Raw genomic sequence first — 16,662 nt, 5'->3', positions numbered from 1 at the left:
GGCGGGCCCGCGACGAGCGCGATGGGGTGACGACGATCAGGACCGGCACGGTACGTGGAGTGTGGCTCCCGGTGGCGGCATGGGCCGCGACCCGGGCCGTGGTGCTGCTGTGCGTCCTGCGGGTGCTGGTTCTGCCCGGGCCGGATGTCACCACCGATGTCTCGGTGATCTACCAGGGCTGGTTCGACGTGCTCAAGTCCGGCACGTTCCCGAGGGCCGATGTGACCTGGCAGTACCCGCCGGCCGCCGCCCTCGCGATCCTCTCCCCCGCCCTGCTGCCGTTCCTGGACTACGCCCCGGCGTTCTTCACCCTGATCCTGCTCACCGACGCGGTGGTGCTGGCGCTCTTCCTGCGGGCCGGCCGGCGGCCCGGCCACCGCCCGGCCGGGGCCTGGGTGTGGATCGCGGGGGTGGCTCTGCTGGGCCCGACCGCCTACGCCCGCTACGACCTGATGGTCACGGCGGTCGCGGTCGCCGCGCTGTTCGCCGCCGTGCGCCGGCCGCGGGTGGCGGGCGCGCTGATCGCCTTCGGCGCGCTGCTGAAGGTCTGGCCGGCGCTGCTGCTGACCGGGGCGGCGGTGCGCGGCCGGCGGGCCCGTGCGCTGTGGTGGAGCGCGGGGGCCACCGCCGCCGGGCTGACCCTGTTCTTCGTCGCCGCCGCCCCGGGCGCGCTGGCCTTCCTCACCTTCCAGCGCGAGCGCGGGACGGAGGTCGAGTCGCTCGGCGCCCTGGTCTTCCACTTCGCCCGCCACTTCGGCTGGCCGGGCCAGGTGCTGCTGAACTACGGCTCGCTGGAGTTCCTCGGGCCGGGCGTCGCACTGGCCGGCACCGTCGCGCTCACGCTGAGCCTGGCGGCCGCGGGCTGGCTGTTCCTGTGGCGGGTGCGGGCCCGGACGCCGGGACCGACGACGCTGTGCGAGGCGGCCTTCACCGCGACCCTGCTGTTCACCACCACCAGCCGGGTGATCAGCCCGCAGTACATGCTGTGGCTGGTGGGGCTGGCAGCGGTCTGCGTGACGGTCCGCGGGTGCCGCCAGACGCCGTCGGCGGTGCTGGTGCTGCTCGCCACCGGGGTCACCCTGCTGGAGTTCCCCGTCCGGTTCGCCGATGTCGTGGCGAGCGACCCGAAGGGCATCGCCCTGCTGGTCGTGCGCAACGGACTGCTGGTCGCCGCCTCGCTGCTCGCCTGCCGCCGGCTGTGGGTCTCGCTACGGGACGGCGAGCGCGGCGACAGCGGGCCCGAAGAGGAGGGGTCCGGGGACAGCGTGCCCGGGGAGGGCGCCGGCGTGGTCGGCGCCCGCACGCCCGCCGACGGGACCGCCGCCGCGCCCCCGCTCACCGCCGCAGCTGCTGCCGTACGAAGGCGCGCCAGCGGCGGGTGAACTCCGCCATGCCGATGCCCAGTTGGGTGCGCATGGCGCGGTCCGTGCGGTCGGTGCGGGACGGCGGCTTGTGCCCGGTGCCGGCCGCCGGCCAGGCCGGGCCGGTGCCCGGCGTCGCCGTGGCCGCCTCCATCGGCGCCCCGGTGCCCCCGCCCGCGACCCGGATCGCGCTCTTGCCGGCCGCCTTGTAGAAGGCGATCAGCTTGGCCTCGCCCCACTTCTCCGCGATCATCCGGCAGGCCAGCCAGCTGCCCTCGTACGCCTTCGCCAGCCGGTCGGCGCCGGCCCGGAAGCCGAAGTCCTCGTCGGTCGGCAGCCGGGCCGGGAGCTTGCCGCCGGCGACCGCGCGGGTGAGTTCGGGGGCGGTGGTGACGGCCTTGTGGCGGATGCCGCGGTAGGCGACCCAGTCGGCGAAGCCCTCGGAGAGCCACAGCGGGGTGGCCGGGGTGGTGGCCGTGCGGGTGGCGACATGGGTGGTCTCGTGGGTGAGCACCACCTCGCGGCCCAGGTCGTTCAGCTCCTCGTAGGCGTCCGGGTTGACGATCACGCGGTCCGCGGGCGCGGCCGTCTCGACGCCCGCCTCCCCGGTGGTGACCGCCGCGATCCCGGTGTAGCCGGACGGGTCGTCGCTGCCCATCAGCTGCGCCATCCGCTCGACCGAGTCCGGCGCCTCCACCACGACCTTGCGCGCCCACTTCCCCTTCCAGGCCGCGGAGACCGCGGGCACCGCCCGGTCCACCCGGCGGGCCAGATCCTTCAGCCGCCCCGGATGCGCGGTGCCGCCGAGGACCAGGCTGTGCTTGCCGCGCACCAGCCGCACCGGGCCCTGGTCCCACAGCTGCCGGGTGCCGGTGCGGCCCTCGTCGGCGCCGTCGGTGTCGGAGGAGATCAGCCAGCGGCCGTCGCGCTCGGTCAGGGTGAGGTACTGCACGGAGTGCACCGGGGCGGTGTCGTAGCCCTTGAGGCGGTAGCGCAGCCGCACCTTCGCGGCCAGGCGGGTGCCGCCGCCGGACGGGAGCGGGAAGGCGCCGGTCGAGTCGAGGTCGTAGTGCCAGTCGGCCAGCGGGACGCCCGCGAGGTGGGCGAACATCGCGCGCTGCCGGCCGCGGTAGCCGGTGGCCCGCGGGTCGACGGAGGCCAGGAAGCCCGCCGCGTCCCGTTGGCGTACGGCCTGCGCACGGGTGTCGAGCATCCGCTGGACGTCCGGGAAGCGGGCCGGCGTGGAGGCCGACGGCGCACACCCCGCCAGCGGGGCGAGCAGCGCGAGGACCAGGGCGGCGCACCCCGCCGCACCGGCCCCCGGCAGCCGCGCTGCCGCCCTCTGCTCTGACATGCGGACGATCGTAGGTCGGCCCCGGCCGGGGCAAAAACGCTGGGCCGCGCCTCAGGGCCGGGTGACGGCCGAGATCGGCATCATCCCGACCGGGTCGTAGCGCACCCGCGCGCCGGGATAGGGCGCGTGGACCACCTGCCCGTTGCCGACGTACATCCCGACATGACTGCCGTCCGCACGGTAGATGACCAGGTCACCGGGTTGCGCCTGGCTGAGCGGCACCTGCCGGCCGGCGCCGCGCTGGGCCTGCGAGGTGCGCGGGATGGAGACTCCGGCCCGCCCGTAGGCCCATTGGGTGAGCCCGGAGCAGTCGAACGACGAGGGGCCGCTGCGCCCCCAGGCGTACGGCGAGCCGATCGCGGAGCGCACCGCGGCGACGGCCGCCGCGGCCCGCCCGGAGGCGGGGACGGCGCCGCGCAGGTCCGGGACCGCCCCGTGGCGCCCGTCGCCCCGGGCGGCCCGTTCGAAGGCCTTCCTGGCGTCCGTGGGGAGCCCGTGCAGCACCCGCCGCGCGGCGGCCAGCCGGCGTTGGACGTCCCGCTTGTGGCGGGCGACGTCCTTGCGGCTGGCCTCCAGCTGCGCCAGCTTCGCCGTGGTCTCCCTGCGCTGCTGCTCCAGGGAGCGCTGTGCCGCCCGCAGCCTGCGCAGCTGGCCGGCCTGGTCGGTGCCGAGCCGGTCGAGCGCGGAGGCCTTCTCCAGGAAGCTGTCGGGCCGTTCGGAGAGCATCAGCTGGAGGGTGGGGTCCATGCCGCCGGAGCGGTACTGGGCGGCGGCCAGTGCGCCCAGCCGGCCGCGCATCCGGTTGACCCGCTCCTGGGCCCGGGCGGTGCGGTCCTGGAGGGCCGTCACCCGGCCGCGCAGTTCCTTGGCCCGTGCCTGGGCGCCGTCGAACTTCTCGGTGGCCCGCTCCGCCTGCGCGTAGAGGCGCGCGACGTGGGCGGTCGCCGCCGCACGGCCGGCGGCCGGGTGGCCCGCCGGGTCGGCGGCCGCCGAGGGCGCGGACAGCGCGGCGGCCGCGGTCGCCAGGGCGGCCGACACAACGGTGACCCCGGCGAGGGTGCTCTGGCCGTGCTGCGAGGTACGGCGGTGGGACACCACGAATGCCGCACTCCTTCCCTGTGCAGCCCCTGCCGCCCGGGAGGGCGTCGGTGATCCGGATGCTGCGCGGGCAGACAGTAGCGGCGCGGATCCGCACCGGCCAAAGACCGCGGTTCGCCCACACGGCGCCGCCCCGCCGGTGACTGTGCAGGTCACCGACGGGGCGGCAGGTCAGCGGACGCGGCCGCAATTCGCCCGTTCGGGCGGCAGGTTGAGAGTGTTGTGAGGCTTGTCAGACCCGCACGCCGAACGCGAACTCCATGTTGCTCATGGGCTCGTAGCGCACCGCGGCGCCCGGCTTCGGCGCGTGCAGCACGATGCCGTTGCCCGCGTAGAGGCCGATGTGGTGCAGGTCGCTGTAGAAGAGCACCAGGTCGCCCGGCTTGAGGGCGCTCTGCGAGGCGATCCGGGTACCGGCGTTCGCCTGCTGCTGCGAGGTGCGCGGCAGCGACTGGCCGGCCTGCGCGTAGGCCCAGGAGGTCAGACCGGAGCAGTCGAAGGACGACGGGCCGGTGGCGCCCCAGACGTAGGGCGAACCTATCTTGGACTGGGCGGCCCGGAGGGCCGCCGCACCGCGCTGGGACGCCGGGACGTCGTCACCGAGGTCGGCCCGGTCGTTGCTGCGGTTGGCGCGGTTCTCCTCGGCCTGCATGGCCGCCCGCTCCTTGGCGGTCATCTGGTTGAGCAGCTGCTGCGCCTTGGCGAGCTTGCCCTTGATCTCGTCCTTCTTGTCACCGAGCGCCTTGCGGGTCTCGGTGAGGTCCTTGATCTTCGCGGACGCCTCGGCGCGCTCCTGGGCGAGCCGGCGCTGCTTGTCCGCGATGGTCTTCAGCTGGTCGGCCTGCTTGCCGCTCAACTGGTCGAGCGTGGCGGCCTTTTCGAGGTAGGTGTCCGGGTCGCCGGAGAGGAACAGCTGCACCGAGGGGTCGATGCTGCCGCTGCGGTACTGGCCGGAGGCGACCGCGCCGAGGCCCTTGCGCAGCTGGTTGAGGTCCCCCTGGCCGCGGGCCACCTTGTCCTGGAGGTCGTCGACCTCCTTCTGCAGCTTGTCCTGCTGCTCCTTGACCCCGTCGTACTTCTCCGTGGCCTGCTCGGCCTCGTTGTAGAGCTTGTCGACCTCGGACTTGACGTCCTTCTTCGACTGGTGGGGGTCGGCCTGCGCGGCCTGGGACGACAGGGCGACGGCCGCCGCGGCGGTGGCGGTGAGCACGGTCACGCGGGTACGGCTCGGCTGCTTGGGTCGACGGTGGGACGCCACGGGGGCGAGCTCCTTCTTCCTCCAGCCGCCTACCGGGAAGTGGGGGGTGGTGAGACCCCGGCTCCGCGTGAACGCCGCGGACTCGGCGGTACCTTCACTGGTCATCCCGGTTGGATAATCATCTGCATGAAGGTTCGGGGCTGACCTTAGTAACCGAGCTGTGATCGCTTCAAATCCCCAGGGGAAAAATCTGCGCCACCAGCCCCATCCTTTACCAACGTCGCACAGGCAGTGAGCGCCAACTGACGCTCAGACACGGAGCGCAGCGATTTCCCGGCCGCCCGGTGGCCCGCGACCTCACGTCCGGGCAAGTCGCTTGAGCAACAGAGCCGATGCGACCGGGCGCGCCCCGGCCTTCGCCACCCCGTCGGCCACCTCCCGGTCCGTGGAGACCACGACGACCGGCCGGCCGGGCGGTTCGGCCCGCACCAGCTGACGGATCAACTCATCTGCCGTCACGCCCGGTTTGCTGAACAGGACCCGTACGCCGCGCGGGGGCGCGAGCAGCACCGGCGCCGCCAGCTCCGCCCCGTCGAAGACACAGGTCATCTCCGCGCCGGTCTGCGCGGCCAGCACCGCGAGACCGCCCAGCAGCCGCAGCCGCTGCTTGTCGAGCGGCATGGTCGGATAGCCGGTTTTGGTGACGTTGTACCCATCCACCACCAAATGCGCCTGCGGCAGCGCCAGAAGCTGGTCCAGCAGCGCCGGGTCCATCTCCGACAGCGCGCGGGCGGCGATGTCCTTGGGCGTCATCCGGCCCGGCTCGACCGCCTCGACGGTGTCCGCGGGATGGACGCCGGCGGGCGGCAGCGCCAGCTCGCGGCGCAGCCCCTGGGCCGCGTCCAGCACCGTGTCGAGCAGCAGCCGCACCCGCATGTCCTCGACGCTGCGGCCCTCGCGGGCCGCCCGCCGACTCGTCTCCAGCGCCGTCTCGGCCTCGGCCAGGCGGGCCTTGAGCCGGCGCACCTCGCTGTCCGCCGCGGTCTTCTCGGTGGCCGCCCGGTCCCGGACCTCCGTGAGGGCGGCATCGCCCTTGCGCACCGCCGCCTCACCGCGCTTGACGTCGCTCAGCGCGCTGCGCAGCTTGCGCCGCAGCGACTCGTTCTCCTTGCGGGCGGTGTCGAGGTCGCCCCGGATCCGGTCGGCCTCCGTACGGGCCTCGCCGCGCGCCTGCGCCAGCTCCTCGCGCAGCCGGGCCAGTTCCCGTTCGGCCTCCTCGCCGGCCCGCTCGGCGCGCACCCGCTGCGCCTCCTCGCCGGCCGCCTCGACGAGCTTGACCCAGCCCTCGGGACGCAGCACGTAGGCGGCCGCCGCGACATCGAGCGGTTCGGCGGCCGCCGGCGGGTTGCCGCGCTCCAGCGCCGAGGCCAGCTCCGGCTGCGCCTCGCGCAGCTTGCCGGCGATCCGCTGCCGGAAGACCGCGTCGCTCTCCAGGGCGGAAGCCATCGCGTTTCCGGCGAATTTGGCCCGGCGAGTCGGGGTGAATCGGGCGTACTGCCGCAGCGGGGGCGGGAGTTCGGCGACGGTCAGCGCGCCGAACGACTCCGCGGTGAGCGCCACGACACGGCGCCGTACGCCCTCGGGCAGCGGTCGGTCGAGCACCTCGTCCGCCGCGCCCTCGGGCACGTCGTCACGCCGGGCCCCCGGCTCCCCTTCTGGACGGTCCACCACGGCTGCCTCGCTCCGATCTCAGGCGTTCGCGCCCGGACGGTCCACCAGCTCGATCTGGTCGACCGCGTTGCACCAGCGGCAGCGCACGGACTCGATGCTCTCACTGAGGACCTCGCGCTCCTCCACCTTCGGCTCGCCGGCCAGGTCCAGATGGACGTACTCCACCACCTTGGCCTGGCGGGTCACGTCGAAACGGGTGAGGTTGCCGCACAGCGTGCAGCGCCACCGGGTTCCGTCCGTCGGCAGGGGAACAGACATCCTGTCGTCCTCTTTCGTGCTCGTCGATCTCGTGCTGCTGCGCCGTTCACGCGGTGCGCCGTCGGACTGCGGAAGTACGCAAAGTACTGCCTGTAACCCTACGGCCTGACGGGGGGCGGGTGCGGGCCCCGCCCGGCTGCCGGGATGCGGCGAGGCACTCTGTCCCGATTGCCCGCATTGAGCAATGATCACTTCATGACGGCGCCGGCCCCCTCTCCCCGTTCACCCCGCTCGTCCGGTCTCCTCCCCCGTCCGCCGCATGCCACCCGGTCGCTGACCGCGGTGTTCTCGCGGGTGACGAATGTGCTGATCGGCCTGTGCTGCGCGGTCTTCGTGATCGGCCCGGCCTCCGGCCTGAACCGCATATACGGCACCGGCGACGCCCTGCTGAAGGCCCAGACCGCCTACTTCGAGCGGTGGGGCGTGATCCCGCTGGAGCTGTGGAGCGGTTCGCTGCGTGCCCTGATCACGCCGCTGACCGCGTTGTTCGTGCACGGCAGCTGGCTGCACCTGCTCGGCAACATGCTCTTTCTCTACGTCTTCGGCGGAATGGCCGAGGCGCGGATGGGCCGGCTCCCGTTCGCCGCCTTCTACCTCATCATCGGCTACCTCGCGCTGCTCGGCTACGCGGCCGCGCACGCCTCCTCGGGCCAGACCCTGGTGGGCGCCTCCGGCTCGATCTCCGGGGTACTGGGAGCCTTCCTCTACCTCTTCCCCACGGCCCGGGTGACCAGCGTCTTTCCCTTCCTCTTCTTCCTGCCGCTGCGCTTCCCCGCCTGGATCGTGCTGCTCTTCTGGTTCTTCCTCCAGTGGCAGGCCGCCCAGCACGACTCACGCGGCCCCGGGGTCGCCTACCTCGCCCATGTCGTCGGCTTCGCCCTCGGCTTCCTCTACGCCTGGGCCCGCTACCGGCGGGATAGTGTGAGGGCCACCAGGCAGAACGACCGGGCGACCGAGGGAGAGAGCCAGCCGTGATCACGTCGATCGTGCTCATCAAGACCAGCGTGGACCAGATCCCCGAGATCGCCGAGAAGATCGCCGCCCTGGACGGCGTCAGCGAGGTCTACTCCGTCACCGGCGCCCACGACCTGATCGCGATGGTCCGCGTCGCCGCCCACGACGACCTCGCGGACGTCATCCCCGGCCGCATCAGCAAGGTCCCGGGCGTCGCCTCCACGGAAACGCATATCGCGTTCCGCACGTATTCGCAGCACGACCTTGAGGCTGCCTTTGCGATCGGGCTGGAAGCGTAGCCCGGGCTCTTCCCGCGCTTTTGTCTTTCCCCGCCGTGGGGGTTGCTCGCCGTTTTGCGCCCGCTTCGCGGTGCGCTCGTCGTTTGCGCCTGCGGCGGGCGGGGTCCGCTGCGCGGGGCTGTCGGGTGCGGTGACGGTCCTCCGGGGCCGGTGTGTGGGACTGCTTCGCTTTACGTCCCACACACCGACCCCTCCGGCCCGCCCCCTCCCGTTGAGGGGTGGGAAAAAGGCCGGTGGGGGTACACGTCGGTGGGCGAGCGCGCCTCGTGGTCTACCGAAACAGCCGACGACGGACCGAGGCTGACGACGGACCGAGGCTCTGGCGGGGCACGACGCCCGCCCCCACCCACCGTCAGTCATCCCTCCACGGGAGGGGACGGGCCGGAGGGGCCTGGTCTGTGGACGTAAAGCGAAGCAGTCCACAGACCAGGCCCCGGAGGACCGTCACCGCACCCAACACCCACCGCCCGCCGCAGGCGCAACGGCGAAAGACCCCCACGGCGGGAAAGCCGAAAACGTGGGAACTAGCCCGCGCTCCGCGCGGGAACGCAACGGCCGTCCTCCGTGCGGTAGTTCCAGCGGGCGCCGTCCGTGACGAGCTCGCGGACCGCGCGGACGAAGCGGTCGACATGCTCATCCGGCGTGCCGACGCCAAAGCTGACGCGGATGGCGTTGAGGGAGCGTTCGCCGGGGGCCGCCTCGGGGGCGCCGCACTCGCCGGGGTCCTGGGGCTCGCTGCCCAGGAGGGTGCGGACGAGGGGGTGGGCGCAGAAGAGGCCGTCGCGGACGCCGATGCCGTACTCGGCCGACAGCGCCGCCGCGAAGTGCGAGCTGTTCCAGCCCTCGACGACGAACGAGAGCACGCCGACCCGGGCGGCGTCCGCGCCGAAGAGGGAGAGCACCTGGACCTCGGGCACCTCGGCCAGGCCGGCCCGGACCCGTTCGATCAGCTCCTGCTCGCGGGCGATGAGGGCGGGGAAGCCGGCCTCGGACAGCGCCTGGCAGGCGGAGGCGATCGCGTAGGCGCCGATGACGTTCGGCGAGCCGGCCTCGTGGCGGGCCGCGGTGGTGTGCCACTCGACGTCCACCCCGCAAGCCCCTTCCCCGCTCACACGCCGGGTGACCTTGCGGCTGGCGCCGCCGCCGGCGAGGTAGGGCGCGGCCTCGCGCAGCCAGTCCGCGCGGCCGGCCAGCACCCCGGAGCCGAACGGCGCGTACAGCTTGTGTCCGGAGAACGCGACCCAGTCGGCGTCCAGTTCGGCGAGGTCCACGGGGTGGTGCGGGACGAGCTGCGCGGCGTCGAGCACGATCCGCGCGCCGTGCGCGTGCGCGGCGGCCGCCAGTTCCCGCACCGGCCACAGCTCACCGGTCACGTTCGACGCCCCGGTGACGCAGACCAGCGCCGGCCCGTAGGGCTCGCGCTCCGCCAGCGCCTTCTCCAGGGCGTCCACCGCCTGCAGCGGGGTGCGCGGGGCGTTCAGGTAGGTCACCTCGACATCGGCGCGCTGCTCCCACGGCAGCAGCGAGGCGTGGTGCTCGGTCTCGAAGACGAAGACGCGGGTGCCCTGCGGCAGGGCGGCGGCGAGCAGGTTCAGCGAGTCGGTGGTCGAGCGGGTGAACACCACCTGGTCGTCGGCGCGGCAGCCGAGGAACTCCGCGACCGTCCGGCGGCTGTTCTCGAAGAGGTCGGTGGAGAGCTGCGAGAGGTATCCGGCGCCGCGGTGCACGCTGCCGTAGTAGGGGGCGTAGGCCGCCACGTCGTCCCAGACCCGCTGGAGCGCGGGGGCGCTGGCCGCGTAGTCCAGCGCGGCGTAGTCGACCTCGCCGCCGGTCACGAGCGGGACGCGGACATCCCGGCCGAGAACGGGCAGCGGGGAACAAACGGAACGGTCGGCGGCAGCGGTGGCGACAGACATGGCGAACTCCCGTAAGAGGTAAGCGAATTCGCTGCGGGAAGGCGCGCGGAAGGCGCCGTCGGGGCACCGCAGCGGAAAGGAAAAAGGGGATGCGGAGAAGGGGCCGTCGAGCCCTATCGCATTCGCTGATTCACGGAAGTTCTCCCTCGGGGACCAGGATCCCTGGCGAGGGATCCGCGCTTGCCGCAGACCTCGCTGCCTGCGGCCTGGTCATCACCCGGGGCACCCCGCCACGGAAGGAGGGTTGCCGGACAGCGGGCCGGGGCCTGTGTCGCTGTCACTCGTGACCTGCGCAGAATCATGCCATACCGCCGGTGCGGCGCAAGGCCCGTCCCACATGACGGAACGGGCCTTGCGTCACACCCTGCGTGACCGCGCGCTCAGGCGTTACTGGCCGCCACCCAGCGCTCCAGGGCCCGCTTGGCCGCCCCGGAGTCGATCGAGGCGGCGGCGGTGTCGAGCGCGGCCCGGATCTGGTGGGTCAGCGGGGCGTCCGTGGGCGCCAGGGCGACCAGCGCGGCCGCGGAGTTCAGCAGCACCGCCTCGCGCACCGGCCCGGTCTCCCCGTCCAGCAGCCGGCGCGCCACCTCCGCGTTGTGCGAGGCGTCCGCGCCGCGCAGAGCCTCCACGGGCACCAGCTCGATCCCCACGTCCCGCGGGTCGAAGGCCTCCTCGCGGACGGTGCCGTCCCGGACGATCCACACCCGCGAGGTCGCGGTGGTGGTCAGCTCGTCCATGCCGTCGTCGCCGCGGAAGACCAGGGCCGAGGAGCCGCGCTCGGCGAGCACTCCGGCCAGGATGGGCGCCATCCGGGCGTCCGCGACGCCGGTGGCCTGCGCGCGGACCTTGGCGGGGTTGGTCAGCGGGCCCAGCACGTTGAACGTGGTGCGGATGCCGAGCTGGCTGCGGGCGTTGGCCACGTGCCGCAGCGCGGGGTGGAACTTCACCGCGAAGCAGAAGGTGATCCCCGCCTCCCCGGCGACCTCCGCGACCCGCCGCGGGGTGAGGTCGAGGTTGACGCCGAGCTTCTCCAGGACGTCGGAGGCGCCGCTGGCCGAGGACGCGGCGCGGTTGCCGTGCTTGACGACCCGGGCGCCGGTGCCGGCCACCACGATGGAGGACATCGTGGAGATGTTGACGGTCTTGGCGCCGTCCCCGCCGGTGCCGACGATGTCCACGCTCGGGCCCGGCACGTCGATCAGCCGGGCGTGCGCGTACATCGTCCGGACCAGGCCGGAGATCTCCGCGACGGTCTCGCCCTTGGCCCGCAGCGCCACCGCGAACCCGGCGATCTGGGCGTCGCCGGCCTCGCCCCGCATGATCTTGTCCATCGCCCACGCGGTGTCGTCCGCGGTGAGGTCGCGGCCGTCGAGCAGGGCGTTGAGGAGACCCGGCCAGGTGTGGGCCGCCACGCTGTCGCCGCCAGAGGGGGTCGCAACGTTCATGGTCCACGCTCCTGGTTCGTCACTGCTTCTGCGGTTCACCCTATCGAGCCGCCGGACATGCCGGAGGGCCCCGTCCTGCCCCCTGCTCGTGGAGAGCTCGGGGGAGGACGGGGCCCTCTGGGTGGCGTGCTGACCGCGGTGCGCTACGAGGCGCCGCGGAGATCAGTGGTGGCCGTGGCCGCTGGTGATCTCCTTGTACTCCTCCACCGTGGGCTTGGCGATGACGTTGTCCTCGCCGTAGTAGCTCTTGGAGAGCTTGGCGCGCAGCTTCTGCGACCGCGAGAGCTTGCGCTCCACGCCGTTCTCGTCGACCTCCGGGCCCAGTTCGAGCGGCTCGGGCTGCTCGTGCTGGGTCAGGAAGTGCAGCTGCTCCTGGTCGAGCGGCTCGTGGACCTCGATGAACTCACCGTGCGGCAGGCGCTTGATGATGCCGGACTCGCGGCCGTGCAGCACCTTGTCCTTGTCGCGCCGCTGCAGACCCAGGCAGATCCGCTTGGTGGCGATGAAGGCCAGCACCGGCAGGACGAAGAAGCCGATCCGGACGAACCAGGTGAGCGAGTTGAGCGACAGGTGGAAGTGCGTGGCCCACAGGTCGTTGCCGCCGCCGATCAGCATCACGAAGTACGCGACCAGCCAGGCGACGCCGAATCCCGTACGGGTCGGCACGTTGCGCGGGCGGTCCAGGATGTGGTGCTCGCGCTTGTCGCCCTTGACCCAGGACTCGACGAACGGGTAGACCGCGATCGCGACCAGGACCAGCGGGAAGATCACGATCGGGATCAGCACACCGAAGTTGACGGTGTGGCCCCAGAAGTTCCACTCCCAGCCCGGCATGACACGCACCAGGCCCTCGGCGAAGCCCATGTACCAGTCGGGCTGGGCGCCGGTGGACACCTGGTCGGGGCGGTAGGGGCCGATGGCCCACACCGGGTTGATGCTGGCGATCGCGGCGATGGCCGCGATCACACCGAAGACCAGGAAGAAGAAGCCTCCGGCCTTGGCCATGTAGACCGGCAGCAGCGGCATGCCCACGACGTTGTTGTTGGTCTTGCCGGCACCCGGGAACTGGGTGTGCTTGTGGTAGAAGACCAGGATCAGGTGGGCCACCAGCAGGCCGAGCATGATGCCCGGCAGCAGGAGCACGTGGACCGTGAAGAACCTCGGGATGATGTCGTGCCCGGGGAACTCGCCGCCGAAGATGAACATCTGCAGGTACGAACCGACCAGCGGCATCGCCAGGATGACGCCCTCGATGAACCGCACGCCGGTGCCGGAGAGCAGGTCGTCGGGGAGCGAGTAGCCGGTGAAGCCGGTGAACATGCCCAGCACGAACAGCAGGAAGCCGAACAGCCAGTTGATCTCACGCGGCTTGCGGAAGGCGCCGGTGAAGAACACCCGCATCATGTGGACCATCATCGCGGCCAGGAAGACCAGCGCGGCCCAGTGGTGGATCTGGCGGATCAGCAGGCCGCCGCGCACGTCGAAGCTGATGTTCAGCGTCGACTCGAAGGCCTGCGTCATCCGGATCCCCTGCATGGGCACATAGGACCCGTGATAGGTCACCTCGGCCATGCTCGGGTGGAAGAACAGCGTCAGATAGACACCGGTCAGGATGATGATGATGAAGCTGTAAAGCGCGACCTCGCCCAGCATGAAGGACCAGTGGTCCGGGAAGATCTTGCGCATGTTGGACTTGGCGAGGCTGTAGATGCCCAGCCGGCCGTCCGCCCAGTCGGCGATCCGCTCGCCCCGTGGCGCCTGGCCACGGCGCGTGGTGGTCGCGCTCGTCTCGTTACTCATCCGCGCTCCCAGAAGCTCGGGCCGACGGGCTCCTCGAAGCCGTTTGCGGCCTCCAGGAAGCCGTCCTTCTCCGTGATGTGCAGCTGCGGCAGCGCGTGACCGGCCGGACCGAAGATCACTCGACCGCCGTCAGAGAGGTCGAAGGTCGACTGGTGGCAGGGGCAGAGCACGTGGTGCGTCTGCTGCTCGTACAGGCTGATCGGGCAGCCGACGTGGGTGCAGATCTTGGAGTACGCCACGATGCCCTCGTGCGACCAGGACAGCTCGTGCTTGTCCTTGATGTTCTGCGGCTGGATCCGCACGAGCATCAGGGCGTCCTTGGCGATCTTCTCCGCGAACTCCTCGTCGTCCTCCTCCAGGCCCTCGGGCTTGGCGAAGGTGAGCGAGCCGACGGCGATGTCCTCGGGACGCAGCGGGAGGTTCGTCGACTGGTTGACCAGCCGGACGCCCTTCTTCCAGTTCGTCGTCCGCAGCTTGGTGCCGGGCATCGGCCCGAGGTCGCGCAGCAGGACGACGCCGGAGAGCGGCACCAGGGCCAGCGCACCGAACATCGTGTTGCGGACCAGCTTGCGGCGGCCCATCTGCGATTCCTTCGCACCCTGTGCGAAGTCCGCCATGACCTTGGCCTTGACCTCGGGGGCCGCCTCGATCGGGTGGCGCTCGTCGGCGACCTCCTCGTCCGACATCAGCGTGCGGGCCCAGTGGACCGCGCCGGCGCCGATGCAGAAGAGGGCCGCACCGAGGGTCAGACCCAGCGCGAAGTTCAGCGCGCTGATGTGGCCGATCGGCCAGATGTAGACGATCTTGTCGATCGGGATCGCCACGTACGAGGCGATGAAGCCGACCGTGGCGATCATCGACACCACGAAGAGCAGCGCCACGGTGCGCTCGGAGCGCTTGGCCGCCTGCTCGTCGATGTCCTGGGCGCGGTGCTCGTGGGGCGGCAGGCCCGGGTCGGCGAAGGGGTTCTCCGCCGTGGCCACCGCACCTTCGTGCGCCGTCTCCCGCTCACCGGGAAGGGTTTCTTCTGGCACGTCTTCGTGTCGTCCAGTCTCGCTCATGACTTCTTGGCCTTCGTAGTCCGGGCTGCGACCCAGATGGCGACCGCGATCAGCGCGCCCAGGCCGAAGATGTAACCGAAGAGACCCTCACTGACCGGACCGAGACCACCGAGGTCGAGGCCGCCGGGGCTCTCGGATTCATCGCCGTTGACGGCGCCGAGGTACGCGATGATGTCCTTCTTGTTCTGCTGCGACAGCGAACCGTCACCGAAGGAGGGCATGTTCTGCGGGCCGGTTTCCATGGCCTCGTAGATGTGCTTCGGGTCCACGCCCTCGAGCGTCGGTGCGAACTTGCCGTTGGTGAGGGCGCCGCCCTTACCGGTGAAGTTGTGGCACTGCGCGCAGTTGGTGCGGAACAGCTCGCCGCCCTTGCCGATGTTCGCGCCCTCGGAGTTGTACTGCGACTTCTCCGGGACGGACGGACCGGCACCCAGCGACGCGACATAGGCCGCGAGCTGGTCGATCTGGGCGTTGGTGTAGATGTTCCGCTTCCGCGGCACCTGGGCGCCGGGCTGCTGGGCGGGCATACGGCCGGTGCCAACCTGGAAGTCGACGGCGGCGGCGCCCACGCCGACCAGGCTCGGGCCGTCGGAGGTGCCCTGACCGCCGGTGCCGTGGCAGCTTGCGCAGCCGACGGCGAAGAGCTTCTTGCCCTCCTTGATGGCAAGGGACTGGGCGGTGTCATCGGCCTGAGCCTTGTCCGCCGGCGCGAACGCGGCGTACAGCCCCCCAGTGACCGCCAGCGCGAGGAGTAGGACGACGAGCGCCGCCAGCGGATGGCGCCGTCGTGCGGAGAGCTTTTTCACGGATTACCCCGGTGTCAGGATCTTCTGCGTCGATGCTTTGGCTATGTCTGTCTGATATGCGGGCCCGGCAAGGCCCCGTACCGATTACCGGATCAGGTAGATCGTGGCGAAGAGGCCGATCCAGACGACATCGACGAAGTGCCAGTAGTAGGACACGACGATGGCCGCGGTGGCCTGCGTGTGGGTGAACCTCTTGGCCGCGTACGTCCTGCCCAGGACCAGCAGGAAGGCGATCAGACCGCCTGTCACATGCAGTCCGTGGAAGCCGGTGGTCAGGTAGAACACCGAGCCGTAGGGGCCGGACGAGAGCGACAGGCCCTCGTGCTTGACCAGCTCGGTGTACTCGAAGACCTGACCGCCGATGAAGATCGCACCCATGATGAAGGTGACCACGAACCAGGCCCGGAGCTTCTTGACGTCGCCGCGCTCGGCGGCGAAGACGCCGAGCTGGCAGGTCAGCGAGCTGAGCACCAGGATCGTGGTGTTGGTCGCGGAGAACGGAAGATTCAGCGCACTGGCGGATTCCTTCCAATACGCCTCACCGGTCACCGATCGAAGGGTGAAGTACATCGCGAAGAGGGCCGCGAAGAACATCAGCTCGGAACTCAGCCAGATGATGGTTCCGACGCTGGTGAGGTTCGGCCGATTGACCGACGGGTGCGCGTGCCCGGTTTCTACTGTCGTTGCTGTCGCCACGACCGACATTATGTCGGTCGCTTATCCCGCCCTCACTCCGGGGGGTGCCGTTCGGTGTGTCAAGGACGTATGCCCTGCTCGTACGGCGCATTTCGGCGGTCGCTCGAAGGGGGGACGCGGCGGGCCCGGCGCGGGTGCCCGGGCCGCGCCGGGGCCGCTCCTGACGGCCCGTCGGCAAGATCCCGGATCGGTCCGAACCCTCCTGCGGGCCCCCGTCGCGGGAGTAGCATCCGCCCCACCCGATGCTGTGCCGCTACGAAGCGTGGAGGAACGATGCAGGCGACTGCCACGGTGCTGGTCTACAGCGACAACGCAGGCACCCGCGAGCAGGTCCGGCTGGCGGCCGGCCGGCGCCCCGCCGCCGATGCCCCGCGGATCGAGATCCTGGAGTGCGCCACCGCCCCGGCCGTCCTGACGGCGCTGGAGCAGGGCGGCATCGACGTCTGCGTGCTCGACGGCGAGACCGCCCCCGCGGGCGGCATGGGCGTCTGCCGGCAGATCAAGGACGAGATCTTCCGGTGCCCACCGGTGCTGCTGCTGATCGGCCGCCCCCAGGACGCCTGGCTGGCGACCTGGAGCCGTGCGGACGCGGCGGTGACCCATCCGCTGGACCCGGTCGCCTTCGCCGACGCGCTGGCCGGCCTGCTGCGCCGCAAGCACCTCGTACAGGCCTGAGCGGCCTGCT

General features: G+C 71.5%; 15 protein-coding genes and 1 riboswitch. Of the genes, 4 read left to right on the top strand and 11 right to left on the bottom strand.

Going from position 1 to position 16,662, the window contains the following annotated elements; genetic code table 11:
* Positions 1–26 precede the first annotated feature (26 nt).
* Positions 27–1,382: a glycosyltransferase 87 family protein gene (locus IEY78_RS14560; RefSeq protein WP_229699953.1), complete on the top strand. Its 1,356-nt coding sequence runs from the start codon at positions 27–29 to the stop codon at positions 1,380–1,382.
* Here IEY78_RS14560 and IEY78_RS14555 read toward each other — a convergent pair.
* From IEY78_RS14555 to IEY78_RS14535, 5 genes are all read right to left on the bottom strand, one after another.
* On the bottom strand, positions 1,336–2,715 hold the full coding sequence (locus IEY78_RS14555; RefSeq protein ID WP_189098266.1) for a hypothetical protein: 1,380 nt from the start codon (positions 2,713–2,715) through the stop codon (positions 1,336–1,338). The genes IEY78_RS14560 and IEY78_RS14555 overlap by 47 nt on opposite strands.
* A gap of 51 nt (positions 2,716–2,766) precedes the next feature.
* Positions 2,767–3,813: a C40 family peptidase gene (locus IEY78_RS14550; protein WP_189098264.1), complete on the bottom strand. Its 1,047-nt coding sequence runs from the start codon at positions 3,811–3,813 to the stop codon at positions 2,767–2,769.
* 232 nt (positions 3,814–4,045) lie between these two features.
* The gene (locus IEY78_RS14545) at positions 4,046–5,071 is read right to left on the bottom strand and encodes a C40 family peptidase (protein WP_189098262.1); all 1,026 of its coding nucleotides are present in this window, start codon (positions 5,069–5,071) and stop codon (positions 4,046–4,048) included.
* A gap of 297 nt (positions 5,072–5,368) precedes the next feature.
* Positions 5,369–6,742: an NYN domain-containing protein gene (locus IEY78_RS14540; protein WP_189098260.1), complete on the bottom strand. Its 1,374-nt coding sequence runs from the start codon at positions 6,740–6,742 to the stop codon at positions 5,369–5,371.
* Positions 6,743–6,760: 18 nt separating this feature from the next.
* Complete coding sequence (locus IEY78_RS14535; protein ID WP_040899430.1) at positions 6,761–7,000, bottom strand: hypothetical protein; 240 nt, start codon at positions 6,998–7,000, stop codon at positions 6,761–6,763.
* A gap of 195 nt (positions 7,001–7,195) precedes the next feature.
* On the opposite strand from IEY78_RS14535, the gene IEY78_RS14530 reads away from it, so the two are divergent.
* Together IEY78_RS14530 and IEY78_RS14525 are read left to right on the top strand one after the other, a co-directional pair.
* On the top strand, positions 7,196–7,975 hold the full coding sequence (locus tag IEY78_RS14530; RefSeq protein WP_283781432.1) for a rhomboid family intramembrane serine protease: 780 nt from the start codon (positions 7,196–7,198) through the stop codon (positions 7,973–7,975).
* Complete coding sequence (locus tag IEY78_RS14525) at positions 7,972–8,253, top strand: Lrp/AsnC family transcriptional regulator (protein ID WP_066932041.1); 282 nt, start codon at positions 7,972–7,974, stop codon at positions 8,251–8,253. The genes IEY78_RS14530 and IEY78_RS14525 overlap by 4 nt, the downstream gene beginning before the upstream one ends.
* 524 nt (positions 8,254–8,777) lie before the next feature.
* On the opposite strand, the gene IEY78_RS14520 is transcribed toward IEY78_RS14525, so the two are convergent.
* The 6 genes from IEY78_RS14520 to ctaE form a co-directional block, all read right to left on the bottom strand.
* Positions 8,778–10,169 carry an aminotransferase class V-fold PLP-dependent enzyme gene (locus tag IEY78_RS14520; RefSeq protein WP_189098258.1) on the bottom strand — a complete coding sequence of 464 codons (1,392 nt, stop codon included), beginning with the start codon at positions 10,167–10,169 and terminating at the stop codon, positions 8,778–8,780.
* A gap of 171 nt (positions 10,170–10,340) precedes the next feature.
* A riboswitch (SAM riboswitch) is annotated at positions 10,341–10,458 on the bottom strand.
* Between the two features lie 91 nt (positions 10,459–10,549).
* Positions 10,550–11,614, bottom strand: a complete 1,065-nt coding sequence (gene trpD, locus IEY78_RS14515) for an anthranilate phosphoribosyltransferase (protein ID WP_189098256.1) — start codon at positions 11,612–11,614, stop codon at positions 10,550–10,552.
* Between the two features lie 162 nt (positions 11,615–11,776).
* A complete protein-coding gene (qcrB, locus tag IEY78_RS14510; RefSeq protein ID WP_189098254.1) occupies positions 11,777–13,414 on the bottom strand; it encodes a cytochrome bc1 complex cytochrome b subunit in 1,638 nt (545 codons plus the stop codon).
* Entirely contained in the window at positions 13,411–14,475 is a 1,065-nt protein-coding gene (gene qcrA / locus IEY78_RS14505) for a cytochrome bc1 complex Rieske iron-sulfur subunit (RefSeq protein ID WP_189098252.1), read from the bottom strand. The genes qcrB and qcrA overlap by 4 nt, the downstream gene beginning before the upstream one ends.
* Positions 14,472–15,281, bottom strand: coding sequence for a cytochrome bc1 complex diheme cytochrome c subunit (gene qcrC / locus IEY78_RS14500; protein WP_189098250.1), 810 nt, complete (start codon positions 15,279–15,281; stop codon positions 14,472–14,474). Before qcrC ends, qcrA begins: the two co-directional genes overlap by 4 nt.
* An 84-nt stretch (positions 15,282–15,365) precedes the next feature.
* Positions 15,366–15,986 (bottom strand): aa3-type cytochrome oxidase subunit III, encoded by a 621-nt coding sequence (gene ctaE, locus IEY78_RS14495; protein WP_006606088.1) that lies wholly within the window; start codon positions 15,984–15,986, stop codon positions 15,366–15,368.
* 264 nt (positions 15,987–16,250) lie between these two features.
* Here ctaE and IEY78_RS14490 point away from each other — a divergent pair, with 264 nt between their 5' ends.
* Positions 16,251–16,652: a DNA-binding transcriptional response regulator gene (locus IEY78_RS14490; RefSeq protein ID WP_189098248.1), complete on the top strand. Its 402-nt coding sequence runs from the start codon at positions 16,251–16,253 to the stop codon at positions 16,650–16,652.
* The last annotated feature ends 10 nt before the right edge of the window (positions 16,653–16,662 follow it).

The organism is Streptomyces kronopolitis (assembly GCF_014646275.1).
In the GTDB taxonomy this organism is placed as follows: domain Bacteria; phylum Actinomycetota; class Actinomycetes; order Streptomycetales; family Streptomycetaceae; genus Streptomyces; species Streptomyces kronopolitis.
Note: the sequence above shows the minus strand (reverse complement) of the source record. Positions and strands in the feature narration are given on the sequence as shown.

Coding starts and splice junctions, on each gene's coding strand:
- IEY78_RS14555 (WP_189098266.1), bottom strand. CDS start 2,715: ATGTCAGAGCAGAGGGCGGCAGCGCGGCTGCCGGGGGCCGGTGCGGCG.
- IEY78_RS14535 (WP_040899430.1), bottom strand. CDS start 7,000: ATGTCTGTTCCCCTGCCGACGGACGGAACCCGGTGGCGCTGCACGCTG.
- IEY78_RS14530 (WP_283781432.1), top strand. CDS start 7,196: ATGACGGCGCCGGCCCCCTCTCCCCGTTCACCCCGCTCGTCCGGTCTC.
- IEY78_RS14520 (WP_189098258.1), bottom strand. CDS start 10,169: ATGTCTGTCGCCACCGCTGCCGCCGACCGTTCCGTTTGTTCCCCGCTG.
- trpD (WP_189098256.1), bottom strand. CDS start 11,614: ATGAACGTTGCGACCCCCTCTGGCGGCGACAGCGTGGCGGCCCACACC.
- qcrB (WP_189098254.1), bottom strand. CDS start 13,414: ATGAGTAACGAGACGAGCGCGACCACCACGCGCCGTGGCCAGGCGCCA.
- qcrA (WP_189098252.1), bottom strand. CDS start 14,475: ATGAGCGAGACTGGACGACACGAAGACGTGCCAGAAGAAACCCTTCCC.
- ctaE (WP_006606088.1), bottom strand. CDS start 15,986: ATGTCGGTCGTGGCGACAGCAACGACAGTAGAAACCGGGCACGCGCAC.
- IEY78_RS14490 (WP_189098248.1), top strand. CDS start 16,251: ATGCAGGCGACTGCCACGGTGCTGGTCTACAGCGACAACGCAGGCACC.